The organism is Dorea sp. 210702-DFI.3.17 (genome assembly GCF_020560825.1).
GTDB lineage: Bacteria > Bacillota > Clostridia > Lachnospirales > Lachnospiraceae > Dorea > Dorea formicigenerans.
Genome location: NZ_JAJCNB010000058.1, coordinates 1 through 6,369, shown reverse-complemented (window position 1 = coordinate 6,369; position 6,369 = coordinate 1). Strand labels below are relative to the sequence as shown.

The window sequence follows — 6,369 nt, the reverse complement described above, 5'->3', positions numbered from 1 at the left end:
TGAGGAAGTCCGCAAAATGTAACTTCTTTTTGAATTTGATGAAAAAGTCCTTGACTTTTCGTCTCTGGCAAAACTGCAAAATCGATTTTGATTTCCTGTGGTGCCAGACTTGCACCATTTGATATTCAGGAACTAAGAGAAATCATGTCCTATGACGAGATGGAACTGGATATGATCGGTGATCAGAGGACAGCTATGTTTGTCATCATCAGTGATACAGATGACACATTCAACTTTGTGGTAGCAATCATGTACACCCAGCTCTTTAACCTGCTTTGTGATAAAGCGGATGATGAGCATGGAGGCAGGCTTCCCTATCATGTACGACTGCTTCTTGATGAGTTCAGCAATATCGGACAGATCCCAAAATTCGACAAATTGATTGCTACGATCCGAAGCAGGGAAATCTCCGCTTCTATCATTCTGCAGTCACAATCTCAGCTGAAAACAATCTATAAGGATGCGGCTGAGACGATCACGGGTAACTGTGACACCGTTCTTTTCCTGGGTGGAAAGGAAAGTTCCACACTGAAAGAAATATCAGAAACCCTGGGAAAGGAAACCATAGATCTTTACAACACATCAGACACCAGAGGCAGCAACCGGTCCTATGGGCTGAATTATCAAAAGACTGGAAAAGAACTGATGAGTAGAGATGAGCTGGCGGTCATGGATGGAGAAAAATGTATCTTACAGCTTCGTGGAGTCCGGCCGTTTTTAAGCAACAAATATGACATCACAAAGCATAAACGGTACAAAGAGCTTGCCGATTTTAATAAGAATAATGCGTTTGATGTCGAAAAGTATCTGGCACACCGACTGGTGATGTCCGAAGATACAGAATTTGAAATGTATGAAGTAACTGTAACACAAGAAGACGTATCAGCGATTGAAGCTGAGGAAGGTGAGGACTGATATGAAAGAAAGAATTCGAGCACCCTGCTACTACTGATAAGGATACAAAAAGGTCTGAATAAAAGGGAAAGGAGTAGAGCCAAACGCTTACAGACCATAAGAAAAGCGTTTGTTCATACATTTGATTATGGCTTTTTTTAGCAGTGCAATCAATATCCTTCAGACACTGGTCGTTGCAATCGGTGCCGGTCTTGGTGTCTGGGGCGTAATCAACCTGATGGAAGGTTATGGAAACGACAACCCGGGTGCAAAATCCCAGGGAATTAAGCAGTTCATGGCTAATTAGTTGGAACAAAAAACGAAAGGAAAAGCACAATCCAGACGGTATCAGCGGCAGGCTACAAGAATAAATTGTGATTTCACAAGATTGGTGCTATAATAAGAGAAAAGTTCCTGCCGGGGCAGCCGCCCCGGTGGTATGGATAGAAAGGCAGGAAAACAATATGCACATCAGCTATAAGCCACTCTGGCACACACTGTTAGAGCGTGATATGAGAAAAGAGGATTTAAGGCTTGCCGCTGGTATGACAACAAATATGATTGCCAACATGAGCAAAGAGGGAAAGCACATCAGCATGGATACATTAGCCCGTATCTGCGAAACGCTGAATTGTGAGATTACCGATGTGATTGAGTTAGTACCAGACGAGCCTGCTTCCACAGGAGGTAAGGAACATGAGCGAATTGAAACCAAGAATAACGGAAAACGGAATTGATTATATCCTTGTCGGAGATTATTACATCCCGGACTTGAAACTGCCGGAGGAACACCGCCCTATCGGAAAGTACGGACGGATGCACCGGGAATATTTAAGGGAAGTCCACCCAGCCAGATTGAATACATTGATACTGACCGGGGAATTGTGGACATATCTTGCAGACCTGAACGAACAGGCACAGGAACGGTTAGACACCATCATGGAGCAGATGAAAACTGCCGAGGGCGTAACCGAGGAATTGAAGCGTACCCACCAAATGGAATGGGTGCAGCGTTGCAATAACATTCATAACCGGGCAGAAGAAATTGTTTTGCATGAGATGATTTATTCATAACGGGAGCAATTAAATCGGAGGTATATAAGATGATTGAAATTGTATTTGGTGAAAGTGCCTGTGGAAGTTTGAAAATTGCCCAAACTTACGGCAAGGGAAAGTATAGAGGAAGTGCTGTTTCAATATTTATGAGGCATGAAGACGGGAGTGTTCCATCTTCAGATGAAATGAAAAAAGCACAGCTTCAAGCACAGGAACAAGAACGCATTGCTTGGGAGAATGCTATTCCATTGGGAGGCAAGAGCTGTGATGTTTATTGTTTTGATATGGCTCTTAGTGTGGGAGATATTTCTGATAATGGAATTGGCGAACAGCGGAAAAATGTTTTCAAGAAAATGCTGTCTGTCTGCTTTGTAGAGGATTTAGATTATCAGGTTGAAGAAAAAATACAGAAAATTAAAACTACATTGACCTCAGTGATTGAACGATATGTAGCTGGGGAAGAAATTCGCATTTGGTATAGCTATAATCCAGATGAGATTTGTGGTATGTATTGGCTTATGAAACAACTTCAACCCTTAAACTGCCAGACAACAATTTATTTGGTTAAGTTACCTACATGGGAATATGGAAAAGAAAATACTATGACATCCAAAATAGCATGGGGCGAGGTCTCTCCTGGCGAATGGGGAAACTATATAACTCTACAAGAGAAAGCTAATCCTGTATTTCTTTCAGCTTGTGCTATGAAATGGAATCAACTTCAAAATGAAAATGCACCTTTGCGTGCAATGTTAAATGGTAAATTGCAAAGCGTTTCAGAAGATATATATGATAGTTTCATTCTTCGTGAAATTGCGGAACAGCCAGAGCAATTCAAAATGGCTATTGTCATAGGTAATGTTTTAGGAAAATATCAACTTGGAATTAGTGATGTATGGATTTCCAATCGCATTGATAAAATGCTTGAAGATGGTGTGTTGGAAATTATACAGGACGCACCAAAGGGAGAAACAAATTATCGCCGAATATTAAGAAAACGAATGAAGTAATAACCACAGCACAAACCGCTGCTACATGGAATCCAACAAACCATGCAACAGCGGTTTTCCTTTACCGTTTTTTCCTCTGGTTGATAGGCGTTCCCGTTTTCTTTGATTTTTGGAGAATCCGAATAAGCCAGCGAAATTCTTCATCTGACAGATTTTTATAGTTGATACCGAGCTGCTTGCAGTAAAGCACTGCCAGTTTTTCCAAACGGCTGCCCTTGAAATTTTCGACCGCTTCCAGATTTTCTTTCAGTTCATTGGCAACAGTGGTCTGGGGCGCACTCTCACTATCCTTTTTATGGGTTTCCCGAATATCCCGGATAATCAGGTTTAGGTCATCCAGAACCATGTGGCTGAAATATTCATCATCACTGATATGGGCGGCTTGCAGCACTTTCAAATGTGGGTCATCTTCGCCAGGGCGATACCGTTCTATGATTTCATGTCGGACAGTATCGACAAGGGTGTTGAGGTTTTGAATCTGCATGGTGGCAATCCCATCCACATAAATCTCAATGTCCGCAAGAAACTTGATAAAGTCCTTATGGGTGGCAAGTTCGCAGAGCAGACGGTTGTTGATCCGACCGCTTTTCAGAAGTGCAACCATTTCATCGTTCAAATGCAGCTCCGTCAGTGGCGTGTTGATCTGCTCCCTGTTCTCTGTCCGGCACAGCAGATAATCGACGGAAACCCCATAGAAGTCTGCCAGCGTGATAAGGTTGCCATGATTGATTTCCTTAAAATCTTCTTTTTCATAACTGCCAAGGGCTGATTTAGAAATACCCGTTAGTTTTGATAGTTCTTCCAGATTTAAGCCTTTGTCCTTGCGGAGTTCCCAAAGGCGTTCCTGTATGCTTGTTGCTCCTTTCATGGGCACACGCTCCTTTCCAACGGTTTCATTGCTGCCGCTTATCTGGATTATATCACACTTTCCGTAATCGTGGAAATTTCTGATTTTTACCCTTAATTCCTACTTTGTGGACATACGGCACAGGGCACAAAAATGTTCTATGATACAGGTAGTTCATCGATGGATTATTCCAATCGAATGACCAGCCTGTGTGGGATATGCTTCCCCGGCGATGTAGCGCCATGAATTTTGGCAGGGATATGGAGGAACCCTGACCGAAACGAGCGTACCAAAGGGAGCGATACGCCGCTGTGAGATTCAGGGGAGGAACGACACCGGGGAGAACTGGCGAACTGACACCGAAATGATACCGAAACACGACAATCTGATAGGGGGATAGTCTACCCTATCGCTGATACTTCGGGAGATTTTAAGCGGCTCTATGGCTGTAATTTTGCCGAAAATCGCCCCCGAAACCATACACTAAAACGGGAGGAAACACAATATGCCGAGAATGAGCAAAAAGAGGAAGCATGAGCTTTCCTTTTACCTCAATGACCGGGGGCGTGTCACTTACAACGAATTATGCCGGAAATGCCAGCATGGGTGCAAGCAGAGCTTCCGGGCGGTTGTGATTGACTGCCCCCGTTATTTATCCAAACGAGCAAAGAAAAAGGAGGAACACACCGAATGAATTTTGAATTTATGACGATAGACACACCATTACCGCCCTGTATGCCATTTCCCAGAGCGTTGACAGGATTTCCAGTCAGCAGCACCGCAAAGGTCATGTACTGCCGGATGCTGGACGCTATGCTATCCAAAGGGAAGGAGGACGAGAACGGAATCCTGTTTGTCTGCTTCCCCATCACAGCCATTGCCGCAGTCCTGTCCCGCAGCCCCATGACGGTCAAGCGTTCTCTGAATGAACTGGAAACCGCCGGACTTATCATGCGGGTGCGTCAGGGCATTGGAGAACCAAACAGGATTTATGTGCTGATACCGGGAAAGGAGGACGCTGCCCTTGCCTGATACCTCAAAACTGGAAAAGCTCAACCGGGAGTTGGAAAAAAGCGAAAAGAAACTGCGGAAAGCCATCAATGATGAAAAGGCATTGCAGCACCAGTTGAAGCAGCTTACCCGAAAGGAACGGACGCACCGGCTCTGTACTCGTGGCGGTATGCTGGAAAGTTTTCTGCAAGAGCCGGAACGCCTGACAGATGATGATGTCATGCTGCTGTTGAAACTCATTTTTCACAGGCAGGACACGCAGGAACTATTGAAAAAACTGCTGGAACGGGAGAAGCCGGAAACCCCTTAGTTTACTAAGGGCGCAATTATACACCACCCAAAGGTTGGTGCATTGCGTTCTCCGAAGGCTCCTCGCCGGAGGGCTGTAATTTTCCGCAGCCACGGTCTGCTCCAAATCAAACAGGGGACGCTACACTTCCCCTGCGCTGGCTTTCGCCAGCTACCCTTTTGTGGACTTGCCATCTGGGGACACCTTGCGTTGCAAGCTGTTCCCAGCCGACAAGTTTTACAGAATCAGTTTTCTGTCTTTTGAGAAGAAATGAAAAATGTTATACTAAAAAATGAAAATGCCTATTGACTCTCACGGAACGTCATAGATTAAAGTTACCTTATCAGGAACAGGAGGTCAGCAGCTATGAGGACAGTAAAAGAAATATCAGATTTAACAGGTATCAGCGTTCGCACGCTTCACTATTATGATGAAATCGGGTTGTTAAAGCCAACAGAAAAAAGTGATGCGGGATACCGGCTTTATGACGATAAGGCACTGGAAACATTACAACAGATTTTATTTTTCCGTGAGTTTGATATCTCCTTGAAAGAAATCAAAGCTGTTTTGGACAATCCGGCTCTTGAAAGAAATCAGATTCTACAAGTACAGCGAAAAATGTTGGTAACAAAGAAAGAACGAATGGAACGTCTGATTGCCAGCATTGATGGCATTCTGAAAGGAGAGAACAAAATGGATTTTACAATTTTTACCAAAACAGAAGTAGAAGAAATGTTCCAAACCATGCTTGAGCATATACCGGAGAATATGAGAAACATTGCAATTAAAGAATTTGGTAGCATTGAACAATGGAAAAAGCATTATATGGAAGTCGTATCTTCGGAAGAAATGCAGAAAGGCTATGCAAAGGTAGTTGAATGGTATGGTGGAAAGGACAAGTTTCTGTCTGTTGCCCGAACTCCCGTCAGCAAAGAAGTTGCAGAAAGCTATAACAAACGGATAGAAGCGATTTTGCAAAAACTGATTGCAAAACAGAATTGTGACATAGATTCTTTTGAAGTAAAAGAGCTTGTTGGAGAATATGGCTTTGTTATGAAACAGCTTGCCCAGATAAAAGAAGAAAAAGGCTTTATGATGGCACAGGCGCAGTATTACCGCAATGAACAAATCAAACCAATGATAGACGAAAAATACGGTGAAGGGGCTTCTGATTTCTTTGCACAGGCAATAGAAAACTATTATAAAGTTAAGTATAAAGACTTCCCATACCCAAAATGGGACTTGTACCTTGAAAACTCTAT

9 protein-coding genes and 1 pseudogene are annotated in these 6,369 nt (G+C 43.4%); 9 read left to right on the top strand and 1 reads right to left on the bottom strand.

Features of this window, described 5'->3' with window-relative positions; translation table 11 throughout:
• Positions 1-63: 63 nt before the first annotated feature.
• The 5 genes and pseudogenes from LI149_RS14655 to LI149_RS14635 form a co-directional block, all read left to right on the top strand.
• Positions 64-915: pseudogene (locus LI149_RS14655) on the top strand (VirD4-like conjugal transfer protein, CD1115 family); the annotation flags it as partial.
• 127 nt (positions 916-1,042) lie between these two features.
• Positions 1,043-1,201: a Maff2 family mobile element protein gene (locus LI149_RS14650; protein ID WP_096240134.1), complete on the top strand. Its 159-nt coding sequence runs from the start codon at positions 1,043-1,045 to the stop codon at positions 1,199-1,201.
• A gap of 157 nt (positions 1,202-1,358) precedes the next feature.
• Positions 1,359-1,631 (top strand): helix-turn-helix transcriptional regulator, encoded by a 273-nt coding sequence (locus LI149_RS14645; protein ID WP_002593556.1) that lies wholly within the window; start codon positions 1,359-1,361, stop codon positions 1,629-1,631.
• On the top strand, positions 1,591-1,968 hold the full coding sequence (locus LI149_RS14640; protein ID WP_005927690.1) for a TnpV protein: 378 nt from the start codon (positions 1,591-1,593) through the stop codon (positions 1,966-1,968). The genes LI149_RS14645 and LI149_RS14640 overlap by 41 nt, the downstream gene beginning before the upstream one ends.
• A gap of 29 nt (positions 1,969-1,997) precedes the next feature.
• Positions 1,998-2,960, top strand: a complete 963-nt coding sequence (locus LI149_RS14635; protein WP_154277738.1) for a DUF3658 domain-containing protein — start codon at positions 1,998-2,000, stop codon at positions 2,958-2,960.
• A 61-nt stretch (positions 2,961-3,021) separates the two neighbouring features.
• On the opposite strand, the gene LI149_RS14630 is transcribed toward LI149_RS14635, so the two are convergent.
• The gene (locus tag LI149_RS14630) at positions 3,022-3,828 is read right to left on the bottom strand and encodes a helix-turn-helix domain-containing protein (RefSeq protein WP_005924756.1); all 807 of its coding nucleotides are present in this window, start codon (positions 3,826-3,828) and stop codon (positions 3,022-3,024) included.
• 484 nt (positions 3,829-4,312) lie between these two features.
• On the opposite strand from LI149_RS14630, the gene LI149_RS14625 reads away from it, so the two are divergent.
• The 4 genes from LI149_RS14625 to LI149_RS14610 form a co-directional block, all read left to right on the top strand.
• On the top strand, positions 4,313-4,501 hold the full coding sequence (locus LI149_RS14625; RefSeq protein WP_002304353.1) for a hypothetical protein: 189 nt from the start codon (positions 4,313-4,315) through the stop codon (positions 4,499-4,501).
• Positions 4,498-4,839 carry a DeoR family transcriptional regulator gene (locus LI149_RS14620; RefSeq protein WP_005924748.1) on the top strand — a complete coding sequence of 114 codons (342 nt, stop codon included), beginning with the start codon at positions 4,498-4,500 and terminating at the stop codon, positions 4,837-4,839. Before LI149_RS14625 ends, LI149_RS14620 begins: the two co-directional genes overlap by 4 nt.
• Positions 4,832-5,128, top strand: coding sequence for a DUF3847 domain-containing protein (locus tag LI149_RS14615; RefSeq protein ID WP_002594808.1), 297 nt, complete (start codon positions 4,832-4,834; stop codon positions 5,126-5,128). Before LI149_RS14620 ends, LI149_RS14615 begins: the two co-directional genes overlap by 8 nt.
• A gap of 345 nt (positions 5,129-5,473) precedes the next feature.
• Positions 5,474-6,369: MerR family transcriptional regulator (locus tag LI149_RS14610; RefSeq protein ID WP_227143582.1), on the top strand; the 896-nt coding region annotated here is incomplete at its 3' end.

What these genes read in the sequence shown, in the direction of transcription:
- LI149_RS14640 (WP_005927690.1), top strand. Translation starts at nt 1,591, where the DNA reads ATGAGCGAATTGAAACCAAGAATAACGGAAAACGGAATTGATTATATC.
- LI149_RS14630 (WP_005924756.1), bottom strand. Translation starts at nt 3,828, where the DNA reads ATGAAAGGAGCAACAAGCATACAGGAACGCCTTTGGGAACTCCGCAAG.
- LI149_RS14625 (WP_002304353.1), top strand. Translation starts at nt 4,313, where the DNA reads ATGCCGAGAATGAGCAAAAAGAGGAAGCATGAGCTTTCCTTTTACCTC.
- LI149_RS14645 (WP_002593556.1), top strand. Translation starts at nt 1,359, where the DNA reads ATGCACATCAGCTATAAGCCACTCTGGCACACACTGTTAGAGCGTGAT.
- LI149_RS14635 (WP_154277738.1), top strand. Translation starts at nt 1,998, where the DNA reads ATGATTGAAATTGTATTTGGTGAAAGTGCCTGTGGAAGTTTGAAAATT.
- LI149_RS14620 (WP_005924748.1), top strand. Translation starts at nt 4,498, where the DNA reads ATGAATTTTGAATTTATGACGATAGACACACCATTACCGCCCTGTATG.
- LI149_RS14650 (WP_096240134.1), top strand. Translation starts at nt 1,043, where the DNA reads ATGGCTTTTTTTAGCAGTGCAATCAATATCCTTCAGACACTGGTCGTT.